The sequence below is a fragment of the Citrobacter sp. CK199 genome (genome assembly GCF_030333285.1).
In the GTDB taxonomy this organism is placed as follows: Bacteria; Pseudomonadota; Gammaproteobacteria; order Enterobacterales; family Enterobacteriaceae; genus Citrobacter_B; species Citrobacter_B koseri.
The window spans coordinates 33391-54540 of sequence record NZ_JAOWGF010000020.1 but is presented as its reverse complement, the minus strand read 5'-3'; the positions used below and the strand labels follow the sequence as shown (position 1 = coordinate 54540).

At 54.8% G+C, this 21150-nt stretch carries 15 protein-coding genes and 1 rRNA gene; 10 read left to right on the top strand and 6 right to left on the bottom strand.

Features of this window, described 5'->3' with window-relative positions; all coding sequences use genetic code 11:
- The first annotated feature begins 257 nt into the window (after positions 1 to 257).
- Positions 258 to 373, top strand: a 5S ribosomal RNA gene (rrf, locus tag OGX75_RS01355).
- A gap of 90 nt (positions 374 to 463) precedes the next feature.
- On the opposite strand, the gene OGX75_RS01350 is transcribed toward rrf, so the two are convergent.
- A complete protein-coding gene (locus OGX75_RS01350) occupies positions 464 to 901 on the bottom strand; it encodes an acetyltransferase (protein WP_058668401.1) in 438 nt (145 codons plus the stop codon).
- A 156-nt stretch (positions 902 to 1057) separates the two neighbouring features.
- On the opposite strand from OGX75_RS01350, the gene metA reads away from it, so the two are divergent.
- The 4 genes from metA (at position 1058) to aceK (ending at position 7018) form a co-directional block, all read left to right on the top strand.
- Positions 1058 to 1987: a homoserine O-acetyltransferase MetA gene (gene metA, locus OGX75_RS01345; protein WP_012134677.1), complete on the top strand. Its 930-nt coding sequence runs from the start codon at positions 1058 to 1060 to the stop codon at positions 1985 to 1987.
- Between the two features lie 268 nt (positions 1988 to 2255).
- Positions 2256 to 3857 (top strand): malate synthase A, encoded by a 1602-nt coding sequence (gene aceB, locus OGX75_RS01340; protein WP_115182237.1) that lies wholly within the window; start codon positions 2256 to 2258, stop codon positions 3855 to 3857.
- Positions 3858 to 3888: 31 nt separating this feature from the next.
- Positions 3889 to 5193 carry an isocitrate lyase gene (gene aceA / locus OGX75_RS01335; RefSeq protein ID WP_024130843.1) on the top strand — a complete coding sequence of 435 codons (1305 nt, stop codon included), beginning with the start codon at positions 3889 to 3891 and terminating at the stop codon, positions 5191 to 5193.
- Positions 5194 to 5290: 97 nt separating this feature from the next.
- Complete coding sequence (gene aceK, locus OGX75_RS01330; protein WP_286450953.1) at positions 5291 to 7018, top strand: bifunctional isocitrate dehydrogenase kinase/phosphatase; 1728 nt, start codon at positions 5291 to 5293, stop codon at positions 7016 to 7018.
- Between the two features lie 83 nt (positions 7019 to 7101).
- Here aceK and iclR read toward each other — a convergent pair whose 3' ends face one another.
- Positions 7102 to 7926 carry a glyoxylate bypass operon transcriptional repressor IclR gene (gene iclR / locus OGX75_RS01325; RefSeq protein WP_047459716.1) on the bottom strand — a complete coding sequence of 275 codons (825 nt, stop codon included), beginning with the start codon at positions 7924 to 7926 and terminating at the stop codon, positions 7102 to 7104.
- Between the two features lie 197 nt (positions 7927 to 8123).
- Here iclR and metH point away from each other — a divergent pair, with 197 nt between their 5' ends.
- Together metH and OGX75_RS01315 are read left to right on the top strand one after the other, a co-directional pair.
- Complete coding sequence (gene metH / locus OGX75_RS01320; RefSeq protein WP_024130842.1) at positions 8124 to 11807, top strand: methionine synthase; 3684 nt, start codon at positions 8124 to 8126, stop codon at positions 11805 to 11807.
- Positions 11808 to 12033: 226 nt separating this feature from the next.
- A complete protein-coding gene (locus tag OGX75_RS01315; RefSeq protein ID WP_024130841.1) occupies positions 12034 to 13665 on the top strand; it encodes a Na/Pi cotransporter family protein in 1632 nt (543 codons plus the stop codon).
- A gap of 116 nt (positions 13666 to 13781) precedes the next feature.
- Here the strand turns inward: OGX75_RS01315 and pepE are convergent, their stop codons facing one another.
- Entirely contained in the window at positions 13782 to 14471 is a 690-nt protein-coding gene (pepE, locus tag OGX75_RS01310; protein WP_110494811.1) for a dipeptidase PepE, read from the bottom strand.
- Between the two features lie 227 nt (positions 14472 to 14698).
- On the opposite strand from pepE, the gene rluF reads away from it, so the two are divergent.
- Positions 14699 to 15574: a 23S rRNA pseudouridine(2604) synthase RluF gene (gene rluF / locus OGX75_RS01305; RefSeq protein ID WP_012134668.1), complete on the top strand. Its 876-nt coding sequence runs from the start codon at positions 14699 to 14701 to the stop codon at positions 15572 to 15574.
- Here rluF and OGX75_RS01300 read toward each other — a convergent pair.
- The 3 genes from OGX75_RS01300 to lysC form a co-directional block, all read right to left on the bottom strand.
- The gene (locus OGX75_RS01300) at positions 15571 to 15843 is read right to left on the bottom strand and encodes a YjbD family protein (RefSeq protein ID WP_012134667.1); all 273 of its coding nucleotides are present in this window, start codon (positions 15841 to 15843) and stop codon (positions 15571 to 15573) included. The two genes, rluF and OGX75_RS01300, sit on opposite strands and share 4 nt — an antisense overlap.
- A 130-nt stretch (positions 15844 to 15973) precedes the next feature.
- A complete protein-coding gene (panS, locus tag OGX75_RS01295) occupies positions 15974 to 16912 on the bottom strand; it encodes a ketopantoate/pantoate/pantothenate transporter PanS (protein WP_101744391.1) in 939 nt (312 codons plus the stop codon).
- A 92-nt stretch (positions 16913 to 17004) separates the two neighbouring features.
- On the bottom strand, positions 17005 to 18366 hold the full coding sequence (lysC, locus tag OGX75_RS01290; RefSeq protein ID WP_047459700.1) for a lysine-sensitive aspartokinase 3: 1362 nt from the start codon (positions 18364 to 18366) through the stop codon (positions 17005 to 17007).
- Positions 18367 to 18796: 430 nt separating this feature from the next.
- Here lysC and pgi point away from each other — a divergent pair, with 430 nt between their 5' ends.
- Together pgi and yjbE are read left to right on the top strand one after the other, a co-directional pair.
- The gene (gene pgi / locus OGX75_RS01285) at positions 18797 to 20446 is read left to right on the top strand and encodes a glucose-6-phosphate isomerase (protein WP_012134663.1); all 1650 of its coding nucleotides are present in this window, start codon (positions 18797 to 18799) and stop codon (positions 20444 to 20446) included.
- Between the two features lie 459 nt (positions 20447 to 20905).
- Positions 20906 to 21148: an exopolysaccharide production protein YjbE gene (gene yjbE / locus OGX75_RS01280; RefSeq protein ID WP_012134661.1), complete on the top strand. Its 243-nt coding sequence runs from the start codon at positions 20906 to 20908 to the stop codon at positions 21146 to 21148.
- Positions 21149 to 21150: the final 2 nt, after the last annotated feature.

Genomic DNA, 21150 nt, shown 5'->3' with positions numbered 1-21150 from the left:
GTAAGCGCAGCGATGCGTTGAGCTAACCGGTACTAATGAACCGTGAGGCTTAACCTTACAACGCCGAAGATGTTTTGGCGATTTGAGAGACGATTTTCAGCCTGATTACAGATTTTGCGAAAACGAAAGATTTTACGCTGAGACAAGGCGGCAAGCGAAGGAAAGGAAGGAGCATACACAGGTATGTGACTGAGTTTACGGGCGCAGCCAACGCAGTATCAGGGTAAAAGATTCGTTTTAAGGGCACAAAGAATTTGCCTGGCGGCCGTAGCGCGGTGGTCCCACCTGACCCCATGCCGAACTCAGAAGTGAAACGCCGTAGCGCCGATGGTAGTGTGGGGTCTCCCCATGCGAGAGTAGGGAACTGCCAGGCATTAATTAAGTGAAGAGGCCATCCTGAGGGATGGCCTTTTTGCGTTTATGCGTCCGGGCGCAGCCGGATGTCGGCTGCGCCTTATCCGGCCTACGTATGAACCAGATTCAATAACGGATACGGTCTGCCAAGATCGTCTACCTCTGAACGTCCTGTCACTTTAAATCCCATCTTTTTGTAGAACCCAACCGCTTGTTCATTCTGTTCGTTAACGTTGGTTGTTAACTCGGGGGCCAGCGTAAACGCATGCTCAACCAGCAATTTCCCTACGCCGCAGCCACGAACGTCGGGATCGACAAACAGGGCATCCATGTGCTGCCCGGTCAGCAGCATAAACGCGACGGGCTCATCCTGCTCTGTCACTGCCACCCATAACGGCGCTTCTGGTAAAAAAGAACGCACCAGCTCTTCCAGCTCGCTCCGATAGGATGCAGACAGAAAATGGTGCGTAGCATCAACAGAACGACACCAGATAGCAATCAGTTTTTCCCCTTCATCCTGCCGCGATCGGCGAATGCTAATAACCATATTATCTCCTTTTCTTTGTGCTTATATTCTATCGTAAACACCGCCGTGAAACTTTCTCACCTTCAACATGCAGGCTCGACATTAGAAGAATTTCTGGGTATCTTCAGCTATCTGGATGTCTAAACGTTTAAACGTATGTAGTGAGGTTATCAGGTTATGCCAATTCGCGTGCTGGACGAGCTACCCGCCGTCAATTTCTTACGTGAGGAAAACGTCTTTGTTATGACGACATCCCGCGCTTCTGGCCAGGAAATTCGTCCGCTGAAGGTGCTTATCCTCAACCTGATGCCGAAGAAGATCGAAACGGAAAACCAGTTCCTGCGCCTGCTGTCAAACTCACCGCTTCAGGTCGATGTTCAACTCTTGCGGATTGATGCTCGTGAATCGCGTAATACACCGGCAGAGCATCTGAACAACTTCTACTGTAACTTCGAGGATATCTGCGATCAGAATTTCGATGGGCTGATTGTCACCGGCGCGCCTCTGGGTCTGGTGGAGTTTAATGATGTTGCGTATTGGCCGCAGATTAAGCAGGTGCTGGAGTGGGCAAAAGATCACGTCACCTCAACGCTGTTTGTCTGTTGGGCGGTACAGGCCGCGCTTAATATTCTCTATGGCATTCCGAAGCAAACCCGCACAGATAAACTTTCCGGCGTCTACGAACATCACATCCTTCATCCTCATGCTTTACTGACTCGTGGTTTTGATGATTCATTCCTTGCTCCGCACTCACGCTATGCCGACTTCCCGGCGGCGCTGATTCGGGACTATACCGACCTTGAGATCCTCGCAGAAACCGAAGATGGAGATGCCTACCTGTTCGCCAGCAAAGATAAACGTATCGCGTTTGTAACCGGTCACCCGGAGTACGATGCCCATACGCTGGCCAGTGAATATTTCCGGGATGTTGAAGCAGGTTTAAGTCCGAATGTACCGTACAACTATTTCCCGAAAAACGATCCGCAAAACAAACCTCGCGCGACCTGGCGTAGCCACGGTAATTTGCTGTTTACCAACTGGCTCAACTATTACGTCTACCAGATCACGCCATATGATCTGCGTCACATGAATCCAACGCTGGATTAATCTTCTGTAGCGCACGATCCTAAAGCGTTTCAGCATGTTGAAACAGGCACCTTCGGGTGCCTTTTTTATTTCTGAAATGCCGCTCATCTTGTAATTAAACTTTATTTTTATTGTTATCAATAAGTTAATTGATAATTAAATTAAAAATGGAAATTGTTTTTGATTTTGAAATTTAATTGAGTAGTCTTAGTTGTGCTGAACGAAAACCACACAACGATCCTTCGTTCGCATTGGGGATGTATTCGGATCAATGACGAGGAGCTGCATAATGAATCAACAGGCAACGACAACCGATGAACTGACCTTTACCAGGCCTTATGGTGAGCAGGAGAAGCAAATTCTGGCCGCAGAAGCGGTAGAGTTTCTGACCGAACTGGTGACGCGTTTTACGCCAAAGCGTAACAAACTCCTCGCTGCTCGTATTCAGCAACAGCAGGATATTGATGACGGTAAGTTGCCTGATTTTATTTCGGAAACAGCTTCCATTCGTGAAGGTGACTGGAAAATTCGCGGTATTCCTGACGATTTACAGGATCGTCGCGTGGAAATCACCGGCCCGGTAGAACGTAAAATGGTGATTAACGCGCTGAATGCTAACGTGAAAGTGTTCATGGCTGACTTTGAGGATTCACTGGCGCCGGAGTGGAGCAAAGTGATTGATGGCCAGATCAACCTACGTGATGCGGTGAACGGCACCATCAGCTACACCAACGAAGCCGGGAAAATCTATCAACTCAAGCCGGACCCGGCGTTACTGATTTGTCGCGTACGCGGTTTACACCTGCCGGAAAAACATGTGACCTGGCGTGGTGAAGCCATTCCTGGCAGCCTGTTTGATTTCGCTCTCTACTTTTTCCACAACTATAAAGCGTTGCTGGCAAAAGGCAGCGGCCCGTATTTCTACCTGCCGAAAACTCAGGCCTGGCAGGAGGCAGCCTGGTGGAGCGAAGTCTTCAGCTATGCCGAAGACCGTTTTAATCTGCCGCGCGGCACCATCAAAGCCACCTTGCTGATTGAAACGCTGCCTGCCGTCTTCCAGATGGATGAGATCCTGCACGCGCTGCGTGACCATATTGTTGGTCTTAACTGCGGCCGCTGGGATTACATTTTCAGCTATATCAAAACACTGAAAAATCACCCGGATCGCGTCCTGCCGGACCGTCAGGTGGTGACGATGGATAAACCGTTCCTCAGCGCCTATTCACGGCTGTTGATCAAAACCTGCCACAAGCGCGGCGCATTTGCGATGGGCGGCATGGCGGCGTTTATCCCGAGCAAAGACGCCGAGCGCAACAATCAAGTGCTCAACAAAGTGAAAGCGGACAAAGCGCTGGAAGCCAATAACGGTCATGACGGCACCTGGATCGCGCATCCGGGGCTGGCGGACACCGCGATGACGGTCTTTAACGAGGCGCTGGGCGAAAACCAGAACCAGCTGTTTGTTACCCGTGATGAAGATGCGCCCATTACTGCCGAACAGCTGCTGGCGCCCTGCGAGGGCGATCGTACCGAAGAGGGGATGCGCGCCAATATTCGCGTGGCGGTGCAGTACATCGAAGCATGGATCTCCGGCAATGGCTGCGTACCGATTTATGGCCTGATGGAAGATGCGGCAACGGCTGAAATCTCCCGCACCTCTATCTGGCAATGGATTCATCACGAGAAAACCCTGAGCAACGGCAAACCCGTCACGAAAGCGCTATTCCGCCAGATGCTGGCCGAAGAGATGCTGGTGATCCAGGACGAGCTGGGAGAGCACCGCTTCAGCAGCGGGCGCTTTGATGAAGCCGCGCGCCTGATGGAGCAGATCACTACCTCTGATGAACTGATCGATTTCTTGACCCTGCCAGGCTACCGCCTGCTGGCTTAACTCACCACATAACAATATGGAGCATCTGCACATGAAAACCCGTACCCAACAAATCGAAGAGTTACAGAAAGAATGGACGCAACCGCGCTGGGAAGGCATCCGTCGCCCGTATAGCGCGGAGGAAGTGGTGAAATTACGCGGCTCGGTCAACCCGGAATGTACGCTGGCGCAGCTTGGCGCGGCCAAAATGTGGCGTCTGCTGCATGGCGACGCGAAAAAAGGCTACATCAATAGCCTCGGCGCACTGACCGGCGGCCAGGCGCTGCAACAGGCGAAAGCGGGCATTGAGGCGGTCTATCTGTCCGGCTGGCAGGTGGCGGCGGACGCTAACCTGGCCTCCAGCATGTACCCGGATCAATCGCTGTACCCGGCAAACTCTGTTCCGGCGGTCGTGGATCGGATCAACAACACTTTCCGTCGTGCGGATCAGATCCAGTGGGCATCCGGCATTGAGCCTGGCGATCCGCGCTTTGTCGATTACTTCCTGCCGATCGTTGCCGATGCGGAGGCCGGTTTTGGCGGCGTACTGAACGCGTTTGAACTGATGAAATCGATGATCGAAGCCGGTGCAGCGGCTGTTCACTTCGAAGATCAGCTTGCGTCGGTGAAGAAGTGCGGTCATATGGGCGGCAAAGTTCTGGTGCCGACGCAGGAAGCCATTCAGAAACTGGTGGCTGCGCGTCTGGCGGCTGACGTGATGGGCGTACCGACGTTGCTGATTGCCCGTACCGATGCGGATGCGGCAGATCTGATAACCTCCGACTGCGACGCGTACGACAGTGAATTTATTACCGGCGAACGCACCAGCGAAGGCTTCTTCCGCACGCGTGCCGGTATTGAACAGGCGATCAGCCGTGGGCTGGCGTATGCGCCTTACGCAGACCTGGTGTGGTGCGAAACCTCCACGCCAGACCTTGAACTGGCGAAGCGCTTTGCCGATGCCATCCATGCGAAATACCCGGGTAAACTGCTGGCCTACAACTGCTCGCCGTCGTTCAACTGGCAGAAGAACCTGGACGATAAAACCATCGCCAGCTTCCAGCAGCAGCTGTCGGACATGGGCTACAAGTACCAGTTCATCACCCTGGCGGGCATCCACAGCATGTGGTTCAACATGTTCGACCTGGCACATTCCTATGCGCAGGGTGAAGGCATGCGCCACTATGTTGAGAAGGTTCAGCAGCCAGAATTTGCGGCGGCCAAAGACGGTTACACCTTCGTGTCCCATCAGCAGGAAGTGGGGACAGGCTACTTCGACAAAGTGACCACCATTATTCAGGGCGGTACCTCCTCAGTGACGGCATTAACGGGTTCTACTGAAGAATCGCAGTTCTGATTCATGCCGGATGGCGCTTACGCTTATCCGGCCTACCCCGAACCGTAGGCCGGATAAGGCGCTTGCACCGCCATCCGGCAACTGATGAGGACAAACCATGTCGCGTGGCCTGGAATTACTGATTGCTCAAACCATCCTGCAAGGCTTTGACGCGCAGTATGGTCGATTTCTGGAAGTGACTTCCGGCGCGCAGCAGCGCTTTGAACAGGCCGACTGGCATGCCGTGCAGCAGGCGATGAAAAACCGTATCCACCTCTACGATCATCACGTTGGTCTGGTGGTGGAACAGTTGCGCTGCATTACTGACGGCAAAAGCACCGATGCGGCCTTTTTACTGCGTGTCAAAGAGCATTACACCCGGCTGTTGCCGGATTACCCGCGCTTCGAGATTGCGGAGAGCTTTTTTAACTCCGTCTACTGTCGGTTATTTGACCACCGCTCGCTCACTCCCGAGCGGCTTTTTATCTTTAGCTCCCAGCCTGAACGCCGGTTTCGCACGATCCCGCGCCCGCTGGCGAAAGATTTCTTCCCCGATCACGGCTGGGAACCGCTGTTGACGCGTATTCTCAGCGATCTACCGCTGCGTTTGCCCTGGCAAAACAAAAGCCGTGATATTCATTACATCATTGCTCACCTGACGGAAGCGTTCGGAGCGGAGGCTTTGCACCGTAGCTATTTGCAGGTGGCGAATGAGCTGTTTTATCGCAATAAAGCCGCCTGGCTGGTGGGGAAGTTGCTGACCCCAGCCGGCACGTTGCCGTTTTTGCTGCCGATTCATCGCACCGATGAAGGCGAACTGTTTGTCGATACCTGCCTGACCACCACGGCTGAGGCCAGTATCGTGTTTGGTTTTGCCCGTTCCTACTTCATGGTGTACGCGCCGTTGCCCGCCGCGCTGGTTGAGTGGCTGCGTGAGATCCTGCCAGGTAAAACCACCGCCGAGCTGTACATGGCGATTGGCTGTCAGAAGCATGCGAAAACCGAGAGCTATCGCGAGTATTTACTGTATCTGGCGAACAGCGATGAGCAGTTTATTGAAGCGCCCGGTATTCGTGGCATGGTGATGCTGGTGTTTACGCTGCCGGGCTTTGACCGGGTGTTTAAGATCATCAAGGATAGGTTTGCCCCACAAAAAGAGATGTCGGCCGCCCATGTGCGCGCTTGCTATCAACTCGTTAAAGAACACGATCGCGTCGGGCGGATGGCCGATACGCAGGAGTTCGAGAACTTTGTGCTGGAGAAGCGGCGAATCGCGCCAGCGCTGATGACGCTGTTGCGCCAGGAGGCGCCGGAGAAAATCATCGACCTTGGCGATCAGATAGTGATTCGCCATCTCTACATTGAGCGTCGTATGGTGCCGCTGAATATCTGGCTGGAGCAGGTGGAGGGCCAGCAACTGCGTGACGCGATTGAAGAGTACGGCAATGCGATTCGCCAGCTTGCCGCCGCCAACATTTTCCCCGGCGACATGCTGTTTAAAAACTTTGGCGTCACCCGCCACGGGCGCGTGGTGTTCTACGATTACGATGAAATTTGCTACATGACGGAAGTGAATTTCCGCGACATTCCGCAAGCGCGCTACCCGGAAGATGAGCTGGCCAGCGAGCCCTGGTACAGCGTTTCGCCAGGGGATGTTTTCCCGGAAGAGTTTCGCCACTGGCTGTGCGCTGACCCAAGAATTGGGCCGTTATTTGAGGAAATGCACGCCGACCTGTTCCGTGCCGACTACTGGCGGGCGTTACAGACGCGTATCCGCGAAGGACATGTGGAAGATGTTTACGCCTATCGGCGCAAACAGCGGTTTTGCTTCAGATTTTCGGCTTGACGCCCGGTGGCGCTGCGCTTACCGGGCCTACACGTGACTGTAGGCTGGATAAGGCGCTTGCGCCGCCATCCGGCAAGCCTTGCTTATCTAAACCCGCCGTATGCCAGCGTGACTTCTTTCGCCGCTTTAATCACCATCGCGCCAAACTCGGTGACGCGATCGTCAGTGATGCGGGAAATCGGCCCGGAAATTGAGATCGCGGCAAACGGCTCGCGGTGCTCGTCGTAAATGCACGACGCAACGCAACGCAGGCCAAGCGCGTGCTCTTCATCATCAAAGGAATAACCGCGCTTGCGCGTCTGGGCGAGGTCGTCTTTCAGATGTACCGGCGACACCAGCGTGGCGTGGGTATAGGCATGCAGCCCTTTACGGTGCAGCAGGCCAGTCACCTGCTCTTCGCTGAGTTGCGCCAGAAACGCTTTCCCGGCGCCGGAAGCGTGCATTGGCAGTTTGCCGCCGATGGGCGCAGACATGCGCATCAGCTGTGTGCACTGTACCTGGTCGATAATAATCGCCTGGTGATCGCTCTGATCCAGCACCGCCAGATTGACCGTCTCGCCGGAGTCTTCCATCAGTTTGCGCAGGATAGGATGGACAATCGCCAGCAGATTACGGCTCTGCAAAAAACTGCTGCCGACGATAAACGCATGGGCGCCCACGGCCCAGTGGCCCAGCTCTCCCACCTGTCGCACAAAGCCCTGCTGCTGCATGGTGGTCAACAAACGGTGAGTCGTGGAGTTCGGCAGGCCCGCCTGCTGCGCCAGTTCGGTCAGCGCGACGCTGCCGTTGGATTCGGCAATCCACTCCAGCAGCTTCAGGCCACGGGTCAGCGACTGAACCTGCCCGGTTGCGGGCGCAGTGGCAGCGGCGGGTTTTCTACCGCGTTTCGCGGGGACAGGGGCAACCATGGCGGACTCCTTTTCTGTATCGTGGAAATCATTTTCGTTTTATTAAAATATAATGCAAGAATTCCTGCACTGATCGGAGGAGTGAAGCTGAACATGTCTCATGTTGCCCGTTGTTCTCTTTTCCGCCTGTCGTGTTTATGCCAGTATGGTTTGTTGGCCTTTTTTCGGTCCAGGTTGAGTGTTGTCGGGAGCAAGTCGTGAGCAGCAAAGTTGAACAACTGCGTGCGCAGTTAGATGAACGTATTCTGGTTCTGGATGGTGGCATGGGGACAATGATCCAGAGCTATCGCCTGAGTGAAGAGGATTTTCGCGGCGAGCGTTTTGCTGACTGGCCCTGCGATTTGAAAGGCAACAACGACCTGCTGGTACTCAGCAAGCCGGAGGTGATTACCGCGATTCATCACGCTTACTTTGAGGCGGGTGCGGATATCATCGAAACCAACACGTTTAACTCCACGACGATTGCGATGGCGGATTACCAGATGGAATCCCTGTCGGCGGAAATCAACTTTACCGCTGCGAAACTGGCCCGCGCCTGCGCCGATGAATGGACGGCGCGCACGCCGGAAAAACCGCGCTACGTTGCGGGCGTGCTTGGCCCAACCAACCGCACCGCATCCATCTCGCCGGACGTGAACGACCCGGCGTTTCGTAATATCTCCTTCGATCAGCTGGTCGCGGCCTATCGCGAATCTACCAAAGCGCTGGTGGAAGGCGGGTCAGACCTGATTCTGATTGAAACCGTCTTTGACACGCTGAATGCGAAAGCTGCCGTTTTTGCGGTGAAAGAAGAATTTGAAGCGCTGGGCGTCGAGCTGCCGATTATGATCTCCGGCACGATTACCGATGCGTCCGGGCGCACGCTCTCCGGCCAGACTACCGAAGCGTTTTATAACTCGCTGCGCCATGCCGAAGCGCTCACCTTCGGTCTTAACTGCGCGCTGGGGCCGGATGAACTGCGCCAGTATGTGCAGGAACTGGCGCGCATTGCCGAATGCTATGTCACCGCACACCCGAATGCCGGTCTGCCTAACGCCTTCGGCGAATACGATCTTGATGCTGATACGATGGCGAAGCAGATCCGCGAGTGGGCGGAGTCGGGCTTTCTCAATATTGTCGGCGGCTGCTGTGGGACGACGCCGGAACACATTGCCGCGATGAGCCGCGCGGTTGATGGTTTAGCGCCGCGTAAACTGCCCGATATTCCGGTTGCCTGTCGTCTCTCTGGCCTTGAGCCGTTGAATATTGGCGATGACAGCCTGTTTGTAAACGTGGGTGAGCGTACCAACGTCACCGGTTCCGCTAAATTTAAGCGGCTGATCAAAGAAGAGAAATACAGCGAAGCGCTGGATGTCGCCCGCCAGCAGGTGGAAAGCGGCGCGCAGATTATCGATATCAACATGGATGAGGGGATGCTCGATGCCGAAGTCGCGATGGTGCGCTTCCTCAACCTGATTGCCGGTGAGCCGGATATCGCCCGCGTACCGATCATGATCGACTCCTCAAAATGGGAGGTCATCGAAAAAGGGCTGAAATGCATTCAGGGTAAAGGCATCGTTAACTCCATTTCGATGAAAGAGGGCGTGGAAACCTTTATCCACCATGCGAAGCTGCTGCGTCGCTATGGTGCGGCGGTGGTGGTGATGGCCTTTGATGAACAAGGGCAGGCCGATACCCGCGCGCGTAAGATCGAGATTTGCCGTCGGGCGTACAACATTCTCACCAAAGAGGTGGGCTTCCCGCCGGAAGACATTATCTTTGACCCGAACATTTTTGCCGTAGCGACCGGTATCGACGAGCACAACAATTACGCGCAGGACTTTATCGGTGCCTGTGAAGATATCAAACGCGAACTGCCGCACGCGCTGATTTCCGGCGGCGTCTCTAATGTCTCCTTCTCGTTTCGCGGCAACGATCCGGTGCGCGAAGCGATTCATGCGGTGTTCCTCTACTACGCCATCCGTAACGGTATGGACATGGGGATCGTCAACGCCGGGCAACTGGCGATTTATGACGACCTGCCCGCCGAACTGCGCGACGCGGTGGAAGATGTGATCCTCAATCGCCGCGACGATAGCACCGAGCGTCTGCTGGCGCTGGCGGAAAAATACCGTGGCAGCAAAGCCGATGATTCAGCCAATGCGCAACAAGCGGAATGGCGCAGTTGGGAAGTGAAAAAACGCCTTGAGTATTCGCTGGTAAAAGGCATTACCGAGTTTATCGAACAGGATACCGAAGAAGCCCGTCAGCAGGCGACGCGTCCGATCGAGGTTATCGAAGGGCCGCTGATGGACGGTATGAACGTGGTGGGCGATCTGTTCGGCGAAGGCAAAATGTTCCTGCCGCAGGTGGTGAAATCGGCCCGCGTCATGAAGCAGGCGGTGGCGTATCTGGAACCGTTTATTGAAGCCAGCAAAGAGCAGGGTTCCAGCAACGGTAAAATGGTTATCGCCACCGTGAAGGGCGACGTGCATGACATTGGCAAAAACATTGTTGGCGTCGTTTTACAGTGCAACAACTATGAAATCATCGATCTTGGCGTTATGGTGCCGGCAGAAAAAATCCTCAAAACCGCAAAGGAAGTGAATGCGGATTTGATTGGTCTCTCCGGCCTGATTACCCCGTCGCTGGATGAAATGGTTAACGTGGCGAAGGAGATGGAACGTCAGGGCTTCACCATCCCGCTGCTGATTGGCGGCGCGACCACGTCCAAAGCGCACACGGCGGTGAAGATTGAGCAGAACTACAGCGGCCCGACGGTCTATGTCCAGAACGCCTCGCGTACCGTGGGCGTCGTGGCGGCGTTGCTGTCTGAAACCCAGCACGATGAGTTTGTCGCCCGTACCCGTAAAGAGTATGAAACCGTGCGCATCCAGCATGCGCGTAAGAAACCGCGCACGCCGCCGGTGACGCTGGCCGCCGCGCGTGATAATGACCTGGCATTTGACTGGGAAAGCTATACACCGCCTGTCGCTCACCGTTTGGGCGTGCAGGACGTTGAGGCCAGTATCGAAACGCTGCGCAACTACATCGACTGGACGCCGTTCTTTATGACCTGGTCGCTGGCCGGGAAATATCCGCGCATTCTCGAAGACGAAGTGGTGGGCGAAGAGGCGAAACGCCTGTTTAAAGACGCCAACGACATGCTGGATAAACTGAGTGCCGAGAAGACGCTCAACCCGCGTGGCGTGGTGGGGCTGTTCCCGGCAAACCGTGTGGGTGATGATATCGAAATTTATCGCGATGAGACGCGTACCCATGTGCTGGCGGTCAGCCATCATCTGCGTCAGCAAACGGAGAAGGTGGGTTTCGCCAACTACTGCCTGTCTGACTTTGTTGCGCCGAAACAGAGCGGCAAAGAGGATTACATCGGCGCCTTCGCCGTCACGGGCGGTCTGGAAGAGGATGCGCTGGCAGAGGCATTCGAGGCGCAGCATGATGATTACAACAAGATTATGGTCAAAGCGATCGCCGACCGTCTGGCGGAAGCCTTTGCGGAATACCTGCATGAGCGGGTACGTAAAGTCTACTGGGGCTATGCGGCGAATGAGAACCTCAGCAACGAGGAACTGATCCGCGAAAACTATCAGGGGATTCGTCCGGCGCCAGGCTATCCGGCCTGCCCGGAGCACACTGAGAAGGGCACCATCTGGCAACTGCTGGACGTGGAAAAACACACCGGCATGAAGCTGACCGAATCCTACGCCATGTGGCCGGGCGCTTCCGTTTCCGGTTGGTACTTCAGCCATCCTGACAGCAAGTACTACACCGTCGCGCAAATACAGCGCGATCAGGTGGAGGATTATGCGCAGCGTAAAGGGATGACGGTCGCGGAGGTGGAGCGCTGGTTGGCCTCCAACCTGGGCTATGATGCCGACTAGTTCATAAAACTGTCATTTTTCCTTACAACAAACAGGGTGCTCATCGGGCGCCCTGTCTCTTTATTGTTTTGAAACCCTTATACTGGAAGAAGGTTCACGGGGCTGCTTGCCGGATGGCGGCGTAAACGCCTATCCGGCCTACAAATATCCCCGTAAGCCGGATAAGCGCAGCGCCATCCGGTAAAAAGGCTGAACATCATAATAATGATAAGGAGTACCTGATTCTGTGTTAACTCTGCTACACCTGCTTTCTGCTGTTGCCCTGCTGGTGTGGGGCACCCATATTGTGCGTACCGGCGTGATGCGCGTTTTCGGTGCTCGTCTGCGTACCGTTCTCAGCCGCAGTGTTGAAAAGAAACCGCTCGCCTTCTGCGCGGGTATCGGCGTTACTGCGCTGGTGCAAAGCAGTAACGCCACGACTATGCTGGTGACGTCATTTGTCGCCCAGGATCTGGTCGCCCTGACGCCTGCACTGGTGATTGTGTTGGGGGCCGACGTGGGGACCGCGCTGATGGCGCGTATCCTTACCTTTGATTTGTCATGGTTATCGCCGCTGCTGATTTTCATCGGCGTTATCTTCTTTTTGGGGCGTAAGCAGTCACGCGCCGGACAACTGGGGCGAGTGGGGATCGGTCTTGGCCTGATACTGCTGGCGCTGGAGCTGATTGTGCAGGCGGTGACGCCGATTACTCAGGCGAATGGCGTACAGGTCATCTTCGCCTCGCTGACCGGCGACATCATGCTGGATGCGCTGATTGGCGCCATGTTTGCCATCATCAGCTATTCCAGCCTGGCAGCCGTCCTGCTGACGGCCACGCTGACGGCGGCGGGCATCATATCGTTCCCGGTCGCGTTGTGCCTGGTCATCGGCGCCAACCTTGGTTCCGGCCTGCTGGCGATGCTCAACAACAGCGCAGCCAATGCCGCCGCTCGCCGCGTGGCGCTGGGCAGTCTGCTGTTTAAGCTGGTGGGCAGCCTGATTATCCTGCCGTTTGTCCATGTGCTGGCCGATACGATGGATGCGTTACCGCTGCCAAAATCCGAACTGGTTATCTACTTCCACGTTTTTTACAACCTGGCGCGGTGTCTGGTGATGATTCCGTTCGCCGAACCGATGGCGCGTTTCTGTAAACGTATTATCCGCGATGAACCGGAACTGGATGCCCATCTGAAGCCTAAACATCTGGATGTCAGCGCGCTGGACACGCCAACGCTCGCGTTAGCCAATGCCGCCCGGGAAGCGCTGCGCATTGGTGATGCGATGGAGCAGATGATGGAAGGTCTGAAAAAGGTGATGCACGGCGAGCCGCGCGAAGAGAAAGAGCTGCGCAAGCTGGCGGATGATATCAACGTGCTTTACACCGCCATCAAACTCTATCTGGCGCGGATGCCGAAAGAGGAACTGGCGGAGGAAGAGTCACGGCGCTGGGCGGAAATCATCGAGATGTCCCTGAACCTGGAGCAGGCCTCAGATATCGTCGAACGGATGGGCAGCGAGATTGCCGACAAGTCGCTGGCGGCGCGGCGGGCGTTTTCCATTGAAGGGCTGAAAGAGCTGGATGCGCTGTATGATCAGTTACTCAGCAACCTGCAACTGGCGATGTCGGTGTTTTTCTCCGGCGACGTCACCAGCGCCCGACGTTTGCGTCGCAGCAAACATCGTTTCCGTATTCTCAATCGTCGTTATTCACATGCGCATGTGGATCGCCTGCACCAGCAGAACGTACAGAGCATCGAAACCAGCTCATTGCATCTGGGACTGCTGGGCGATATGCAACGCCTGAATTCGCTGTTTTGTTCGGTGGCTTACAGCGTGCTGGAGCAGCCGGATGAAGACGACGAGCGGGATGACTATTGATTGCTGATTGCCGGATGGCGGCGTGAAACGCCTTATCCGGCCTACGTTATAAGCACTATCCTGTAGGCCTGATAAGCGTAGCGCCATCAGGCATTTTACATTCTACATAGCGACGATCAGAAGCGATGACCGGCTTTAAGAGGAACCGCTTCTTCACCCGCGTTGAACACATACGTCGTGTTCGGGCCGCCGAGCGTCGCCTGCCCCTTGCTCACCTGAATCCAGTTGCCTTCCGGCAGGCCAATCACCGTTAACTCCGGCGCGACCACCAGCAGCTCGCGAATACGCTGTTCGCGGGTTTCTCCTTTGTGACCTTCCGGCAACGCGTTAGTGAAGTGCGGGTTAATCTGCAACGGGAACAGACCCAGCGCATCAAATCCTTGTGGGTCAACGATCGGCATATCGTTGGTGGTGCGAATAGTCGGACAGGCAAGGTTCGCGCCCGCGCTCCAGCCGATATACAACGCGCCACGTTTAACGGCAGCCACGATGGGCGCCAGCAGCCCACGTTCACGGCTCTCTTTTAGCAACTGGAAAGTGTTCCCTCCGCCGACAATCACCACTTCCGCATCGGCAATCGCTGCGACCGGATCGGCAACGCTATGAATACCGGTCACTGAAACGCCGAGCGGCGCAAGGACTGCGGCGGTTTTCGCTGTGTAATCGTCCCAGGTTTGCGTGACGCCAGCAAACGGGAGAAACACCGCTGAACGGCGGCCATGCAGTTGTTCCGCCACCAGCGGCAGCGCGTGTTCCAGCCAGGCTTTTCCCGGCAGAGTGGAGTTACTCAATAACAGCAGTTCCATGACATCTCCAGTAATCAAAAAGTAAAAACATCCGTGATGCTACCACCGCTCATCTTACCGCTTGCTGATGTGGCTCACGATGTGGTTATCGATATTCTGGAACGCGTCTCGCAGGGGGATTTCGTGATGTCATCGACTTTATGAGCAGCGGTGAGCCGCACTCCTGTCATTCGACGCTTTTTCCCTGACCGCAAGGTGCGGTATATTTCGCTTTTACAGGAGAATTTATGCTGCCCGACTCATCTGTCCGATTAAATAAATACATCAGTGAAAGCGGAATTTGCTCGCGTCGCGAGGCGGATCGCTACATTGAACAAGGGAATGTCTTCATTAATGGCAAACGCGCCACCATTGGCGATCAGGTGATGCCTGGCGACGTGGTGAAGGTGAATGGTCGGTTGATTGAGCCGCGCGAAGCGGAAGATCTGGTCTTTATCGCGCTGAACAAGCCGGTAGGGATTGTCAGTACCACGGAAGACAGCGAACGCGATAACATCGTGGATTTCGTGAACCATAGCAAACGTATTTTCCCGATTGGCCGCCTGGATAAAGACTCCCAGGGGCTTATCTTTCTTACCAATCACGGCGATCTGGTCAACAAAATCCTCCGTGCCGGTAACGATCACGAGAAAGAGTATCTGGTCACGGTTGATAAGCCGGTAACGGATGACTTTATTCGCGGTATGGGCGCAGGCGTCCCGATCCTCGGCACCGTGACCAAAAAGTGCAAGGTGAAGAAGGAAGCGCCGTTTGTTTTCCGCATTACCCTGATTCAGGGGCTGAACCGCCAGATCCGCCGCATGTGCGAGCACTTTGGCTATGAAGTGACGAAACTCGAACGCACGCGCATTATGAACGTGAGTTTATCCGGTCTGCCGCCCGGCGAGTGGCGGGATCTGACGGATGACGAACTCATCGCTCTGTTTAAGCTGATCGAAAACTCTTCATCAGAAGCCAAACCGACGTCGAAGGCGAAAGCGAAGCCGAAAACGGCGGGCATTAAGCGTCCGGTGGTGAAAATCGAAAAAACCAACGAGAAAGCGCGCCCGGCGTCAAACGGAAAACGCTTTACCTCGCCGGGGCGGAAGAAGAAAGGGCGTTAACGTCTGCCGCGCGTCGGCGTATTGGCCGACCAGGAAAACGACGCCTCAGTATCTGGTTTATAAGCCTGCTTTTTCTTCAACTGGCGGGCTTTTTTGGCCTCTGCTTCGCGCAGCGCCATTAACTTATCAATGTACTCCTTTTTCACGCTGTTGGTTTCCGCATTCGTGAGCGGACGGCCATGTGCAATGCGCGCGCGGTCGAGCAGCGTTTTCAGTTCACGCTGCTCGCGCTCGGTCATCTCTTTTTGGGTGATGCGTGGGAGTGCCATAAATGTACCCTCGGTCAGTCAGATAACCCAGTGTACGGCAAAGTGCAGAGGCTGTGTAGGCCGGATAAGGCGTTAGCCACCATCCGGCGACGTGCACGGATTGCGCCTGATGGCGCTACGCTTATCAGGTCTACACCTTCACCCTATCACGCGGCTTCTCGGCAATCGGCTTGCCTGACCAGTAACCGGCCAGCAGTGAGCCGGAGAGGTTATGCCAGACCGAGAACAGCGCGCCGGGGAGCGCGGCCAGCGGAGAGAAGTAAATTTTACCGAGCGCCGCCGCAAGGCCGGAGTTCTGCATTCCAACTTCAATCGCCAGCGTGCGGCAGGTGGACTCATCAAAGCCAAACAGGCGACCGCCCCAGTAACCGCCGAGCAGACCAATGGTGTTGTGCAGGATCACCGCCACAATCACCACAAAACCAACGGATGCGATATGCGAGGCGGAACCGGCCACCACTGCGCTGATGATCGCCAGAATGCACACCATTGAGAACGCAGGCAGATAAGGCTCCACGGTTTTTACCACGCGAGGAAACAGGTGGTGAATGACCAGCCCAAGCGCGATTGGAATCACGACGATCTGTAAAATGCTGAGCAGCATCCCCATCACATCCACCTGAATATGCGCATCCACATACAGGCGCGTCAGCAGCGGTGTCGCGACCACGCCAACCAGCGTGGAAACCGATGAGATAGTAACCGAAAGCGCCACATCCCCTTTCGCCAGATAGATCATGACGTTAGATGCCGTTCCGCTGGCGACGCTGCCCACCAGTACCATCCCGGCAGAGAGGTCCGGCGGCATGTTAAACAGTATCGCCAGTAGCCAGGCGGCGAGCGGCATCACCAGATAATGCAGGAAAATACCGGCAGCGACAGGCGCCGGGCGGGAAAGCACGCGTTTAAAGTCGTCGAGCTTAAGGTGTACGCCCATGCCGAACATAATCAGCATCAGCAGCGTGGTCACCCACGAGCCAATGGGGGTGAAGGTCGATGGCGTGTAATACGCAATAACAGAGAGCAGCAGCGCCCATAACGGGAACAGCCGGGTGATAACGGATAACATAATAAATTCCTTGCAGTATTGTCGTGTTGTTTAGTTATAAAAAAGCCGGGTTCGAGCCCGGCTATAGGTATTATTTATCGCGTGAGGAAATTTTATTCAAACAAATTATGATGAAGCTTCTGCACGACCTGCTCCGCTTCGGCGCCAGGCACCAGGAAACAGAGGTTATGGCTGGATGCGCCATAGCAAATCATGCGAATATTGAACGGCTCCAGTACGCCAAACACCTCTTTACCGACGCCGCAGGCTTTAGACAGATCGTTGCCAATCAGCGCGACCAGCGCGAGATTTTCTTCCACTTCTACCCGGCATAGCGCGGAAAGCTCCATCAGCAAAGACTGCGTCAGCAGCGTGTCGCCCGTTGAAGTGGAACCGGTGGTATCCAGCGTCAGCGCCACGCTCACTTCCGAGGTGGTGATTAAATCTACGGAGATATTGTGCCGCGCCAGAATGCCGAACACTTCCGCCAGGAAACCACGCGAATGCAGCATATTCAGGCTGTGCAGCGTTAACAGCGTCTGTTTGCGACGCAGCGCCAGCGCGCGGAAGAGCGGTGGGTTTTGGGTTTTATTGCATACCAGCGTCCCGCCCGCTTTTGGATCTTTACTGGAGCCGACGAAAACCGGGATATCGCTGCGTACGGCGGGCAGCAGCGTTGCAGGATGCAGCACCTTCGCGCCAAAGGTCGCCATTTCCGCCGCTTCTTCAAAGGCGATTTCATCGATACGCTGCGCGGCAGGCACCACGCGCGGGTCGGTGGTGTAGATGCCCGGCACATCCGTCCAGATATCGACGCGCGCCGCGTGCAGCGCTTCTGCAAGCAGCGCCGCCGTGTAGTCGCTGCCGCCGCGTCCCAGCGTCGTTGTGCGGCCTTTGCTTTCGCTGCCGATAAAGCCCTGGGTGATGACCAGACCCTCTGCCAGGCGTGGGGCAAGCTGTAGCGTGGCCAGCTCCGACAGCGCTGCGATATCCGGTTCCGCGCGGCCAAAACGATCGCTGGTGCGCATCACCTTACGCACGTCAAACCACTGCGCCTGAATATTGCGCTCGCGCAGGATCTCCACAAACAGCAGGGTGGACATCAGCTCGCCGTGACTCACCAGCTCGTCGGTCAGGGCCATTGACGTCGCCAGTGAAGCTGCTTCGGCAAGCGTGGTGATGTTTTCCAGCAGACGCTCGATCTCTTCGCGGATAACGTTCGGGTAACGCAGACGCTCCAGAATATCGAACTGAATTTTACGGATGGCGTCGAGCTTTTCGAAGCGCTCTGGCGGTTCCAGCCCTTCTGCCAGCGCTACCAGCAGATTGGTGACGCCCGCAGAGGCGGAAAGCACCACTAAGCGTGCGTTAGCATCGGAAAGCACCACGTCGGCGCTGCGGTTCATGGCGTCAAAATCGGCGACGCTGGTTCCGCCAAATTTGGCGACGACGAGCGGGGAAACAGCAGTTGTCATATCAACCTCGTGTCAGGGAATGAAAAAAGCGACCATGGCACAAGGGCAGAACAGAAACCGGTGCAGGCGCAAATACCGTATTTATAAATAAAATGTGTGGCTGGGACTGTCAACGCCGGGATTATGCGGATTTTTTATGCTGTCCTGGCCCTCAGTAACAGTGCTTATAACGACTATACCCGTCATACTTCAAGTTGCAGATGTGTTGGCTGCACTCAGAAACCCCAGTCACATAGTTATCTATGCTCCTGGGGATTTCTTCCCTTGCCGCCTTCCTGCAACTCGAATTATTTAGGGTATATACTTTTCGCTGCTTTTTATCCGCGTTTGATTCGCGTTCGGGCTAACGGCACTAAAACAATCACACTTTTTTGTGACTGGCGTTACAATCGATCTCAGTCACAATTCTCAAATCAGAAGAGTATTGCTAATGAAAAACATCAATCCGACGCAGACTTCTGCCTGGCAGGCACTACAAAAACACTACGACGACATGAAGGACGTTACTATCGCGGATCTTTTCGCGAAAGATAGCGACCGTTTTACCCGATTTTCCGCGACGTTTGACGATTTGATGCTGGTGGATTTCTCCAAAAACCGCATCACCGAAGAGACGCTGGCGAAATTGCAGGATCTGGCGAAAGAGACCGATCTGGCCGGTGCGATTAAGTCCATGTTCTCTGGCGAAAAAATCAACCGTACTGAAGACCGTGCCGTGCTGCACGTTGCGCTGCGTAACCGTAGCAATACTCCGATTATCGTTGACGGCAAAGATGTGATGCCGGAAGTGAATGCGGTGCTGGAGAAGATGAAAGCCTTCTCTGAAGCGATTATTTCAGGTCAATGGAAAGGTTACACCGGTAAAGCGATCACTGACGTGGTCAACATCGGTATCGGTGGTTCCGACCTGGGGCCGTTCATGGTGACTGAAGCGCTGCGCCCGTACAAAAACCATCTGAATATGCACTTTGTGTCTAACGTCGATGGCACCCACATCGCCGAAGTGCTGAAGAAAGTAAACCCGGAAACCACCCTGTTCCTGGTGGCGTCTAAAACCTTCACAACGCAGGAAACCATGACCAACGCCCACAGCGCGCGCGACTGGTTCCTGAGCACCGCGAATGATGAAAAACACGTCGCGAAACACTTTGCGGCGCTTTCCACCAATGCGAAAGCGGTGGGTGAGTTTGGTATCGACACCGCCAACATGTTCGAATTCTGGGACTGGGTCGGCGGTCGTTACTCTCTGTGGTCGGCGATTGGCCTGTCTATCATCCTGTCTGTCGGCTTTGACAACTTCGTTGAACTGCTGTCCGGCGCGCATGCGATGGATAAACACTTCTCCACAACACCGGCTGAGAAAAACCTGCCGGTGCTGCTGGCGCTGATCGGTATCTGGTACAACAACTTCTTTGGCGCAGAAACCGAAGCGATTCTGCCGTACGACCAGTATATGCACCGTTTTGCGGCCTACTTCCAGCAGGGCAATATGGAGTCCAACGGCAAGTATGTTGACCGTAACGGCAATGCCGTAGACTACCAGACTGGCCCAATCATCTGGGGTGAGCCGGGCACCAACGGCCAGCACGCGTTCTACCAGCTGATTCACCAGGGGACGAAGATGGTGCCTTGCGACTTTATCGCCCCGGCGATAACCCATAACCCGTTGTCCGATCACCATCAGAAACTGCTGTCTAACTTCTTCGCTCAGACCGAAGCGCTGGCGTTCGGCAAATCCCGCGAGGTGGTTGAGCAGGAATATCGCGATCAGGGGAAAGATCCGTCTCAGCTTGAGCATGTGGTGCCGTTCAAAGTGTTCGAAGGCAACCGCCCGACGAACTCCATCCTGCTGCGTGAAATCACGCCGTTTAGCCTGGGGGCGTTGATTGCGCTGTATGAGCACAAAATCTTCACTCAGGGCGCGATCCTGAACATCTTCACCTTCGACCAGTGGGGCGTTGAGCTGGGCAAACAGCTGGCTAACCGTATCCTGCCGGAACTGGGTGATGATAAAGCGATTTCCAGCCATGACAGTTCAACTAACGGTCTGATTAACCGTTATAAAGCATGGCGTGCCTGATGGCGTAACGCCCGGTGGCGCCAGGCTTACCGGGCCTACAAACGGCGCGTCCTGTAGGCCGGATAAGGCGTTCCGCCGCCATCCGGCAGAAAAGTGATATATCTGTAATTAGAGCCGATATTATTATCGGCTTTTTTTATAAGATAATTCCGGTTGTCTGTGCTATTCCGCAAAGATTTATATTGAGCTTAATCCTAAAATAATGAATAACCCGTAAGTTACTCGGTGTTATTTTCAGAGTATACGGATAATAAATATTGCATTGTTTTATTTTAATATGATGTTTTTAAAAGATATTTAATTAGCATATAAATGCTATTCCAGCCAAAAGTTTAATTATCCTAAAACCGCCTCGCTATTTAGACCTGTCGCAATCCACATGCTTTAGTTGTGTATACTCGATCCCGCCTGAAACGTTTTTCGGGTAAATCTCCATTCATTCAATGAAGGGATATTGTGATGAAAAAAGCTCTGTATGGCATTTTTGCCATATCCGCGCTTGCGGCGACTTCTGTCTGGGCCGCCCCCGTTCAGGTGGGTGAAGCAGCAGGGTCGGCGGCGACGTCGGTATCAGCGGGAAGTTCCTCCGCGACCAGCGTCAGCACCGTAAGCTCGGCGGTGGGCGTCGCTCTGGCGGCGACCGGCGGTGGCGATGGTTCTAATACCGGAACCACTACCACCACAACCACCAGTACCCAGTAACA